The sequence below is a fragment of the Pseudomonas sp. 2822-15 genome, assembly GCF_002742515.1.
Taxonomy (GTDB): domain Bacteria; phylum Pseudomonadota; class Gammaproteobacteria; order Pseudomonadales; family Pseudomonadaceae; genus Aquipseudomonas; species Aquipseudomonas salomonii.
Genome location: NZ_LJRY01000286.1, coordinates 1 through 2,300 on the forward strand (window position 1 = coordinate 1; position 2,300 = coordinate 2,300).

General features: G+C 59.5%; 1 pseudogene. It reads left to right on the forward strand.

Going from position 1 to position 2,300, the window contains the following annotated elements:
• Positions 1-2,300, forward strand: a pseudogene (locus tag AOA59_RS27665) (RHS repeat protein); the annotation flags it as partial.

Here is a 2,300-nt window from a genome sequence, read left to right on the forward strand (position 1 = left end):
GGTGAGTCGGTGGTGTGGACCGATCATGAAAATCGCCGCACTGAGTTTGTACTGCCTACCGCTGCTCGACCGGCGATTACCAATAGCTTGGCTGAAGCGGCGATTTATTTGGGTGAATTGCCTGATGAGTTGGTGCTGACTCAGGCGTCGCGGTTTTATCACTTCCACGATGGCGTGCTGGTTGCCATCAGCGATGCGTATGACAACCGGCTGCGAGTTTTTCACGATCGTTTGGGGCGGGTTGAGCGGCTGGATAACGGTGTGGGGCGCTCGCTGTTTCTGCGGTATGAGTTGGGCCGCATTGTGGCGGTGGACTATCAGGTTCATCGGGCCAAGGGGCATGAACCGTTTGAATGGGTCACCGAGCAGAAGGTTGTTTCCTACGCCTATGACGACCTTGGGCGACTGGTTTCTGCGACCAATGCTGTAGGTGAACGCGAGGTTTATCGGTACGACGAGCAGCACGTCATTCTTGAACGTGGGTTGGCCGGTGGCGCGAGCTTCTTTTGGGAATGGGAGCGAGCGGGCAAGGCGGCGCGGTGTGTTCGCCATTGGGCCAGCTTTTCGCAGATGGATACGCGCTATGCCTGGGGTGATGACGGCCGTGTCACGGTGCATAACGTTGATGGCAGCCAGGAAGTCTATGTTCACGATGACCGCGCTCGGCTGGTGCAGCGCATTGATCCGGACGGTGCTGAACACTTCAAATCCTATGACGACAAGGGCCGGCTGACGGTCGAGCAGGACCCGCTTGGGGCGGTGACGGCGTACCAGTACGACGAAGCCGGACGCTTGGTGGCGTTGTTTCCGGGGGACGATGAGCCGACGTCCTACGAGCATGACAACGGGTTCGTACGGGTCGTAAGGCGTGGGCTCGCCGTCTGGAAGTATGAGCGCAATGATCAGGGCGACGTCATTCGCAAGACCGATCCTGATGGCAATGTCACGGACTACAGCTACAACAAATATGGGCAGCTGACAGGAGTTTGGTTTCCCGACAACAGTTGCCATCGGCTGGTTTGGAATGAGCGCGGGCAGTTGCTTGAGGAGCTGCTGCCTAATGGGGGTATCAAGCGTTATCGCTATGACGACCTTGGTCGGCAGGTTGCCCGCGAGGATGAACAGGGAGCGCTGACCCAGTATCAGTGGGACAGCGTGGGTCGGTTGATTCGCGTCGTACTTCCAGGCGGCGCAACGCGCGAATACAGCTACAACGCCTACGGAAAAATCACCGCCGAACACGACGAACTCGGCCACGTCACCCGCTACGAATACGCCGACGGCCTGCACCTGATCAGCCGCCGAATCAACGCCGACGGCAGCCACGTTAAGTATCGCTACGACAATGCACGCCTGCTGCTGACCTCCATCGAAAACGAGGTAGGCGAAACCTACCGGCTCGATTACCACGCCAACGGCCTGATCCAGCAGGAAATCGGCTTTGACGGCCAGCGCACGGCCTATGTGTATGACCTCAACGGCAACCTGGCGGAAAAAACCGAACACGGCGACGACGGCAGTCAGCTCGTTACCCGCTACAAGCGAGACCACGCCGGTCGCCTCGTAAGAAAAACCCTGCCAGACGGCAATATTGTCGACTATGCCTACGACCGCCAAGGCAATCTCCTCAGCGTCGACGACGGCCACTGGGCGCTCGCCTACGAATACGACCCACAAAACCGCCTCACCGCCGAACACCAGGGCTGGGGCACCTTGCGCTATGGCTACGATGCCTGCGGCCAACTTAAGAACCTGCGCCTGCCGGACAACAACCGGTTGGTATTTAACCACGACAAAGGCGGCCACCTTTCCACCGTCGAGCTGAACGGCGAAACCCTCACCTCCCACCTGTTCAAAACCGGCCGCGAACACCAACGCCAACAAGGCCAACTCCTCAGCCACTACCACTACGACGACCAGAACCGCCTGCACGCCCACGCCGTCAGCCAACAGCAACACACGCTTTACCAACGCCAATACGACTACGACATAACCGGCAACCTCACCCGCCTGCTCGACACCCGCAAAGGCGAACACCACTATCACTACGACCCCCTGGCCCGCCTGACCCGCGCCGATCACTCGCAAGACGCGCAGGAACGCTTCGGCCACGACCCGGCCGGCAACCTGCTCATGCAAGACCGCCCCGGCCCGGACATCGTGGCGGGGAATCGGTTGATGATCCAAGGCGATCATCATTACGACTACGACGCCTTCGGCAATTTGATCCGCCAGCGGCGTGGCAAGGGTCATCAGCTCGTCACCGAGTACCGCTACGACTGCCAGCATCGGTTGATTGG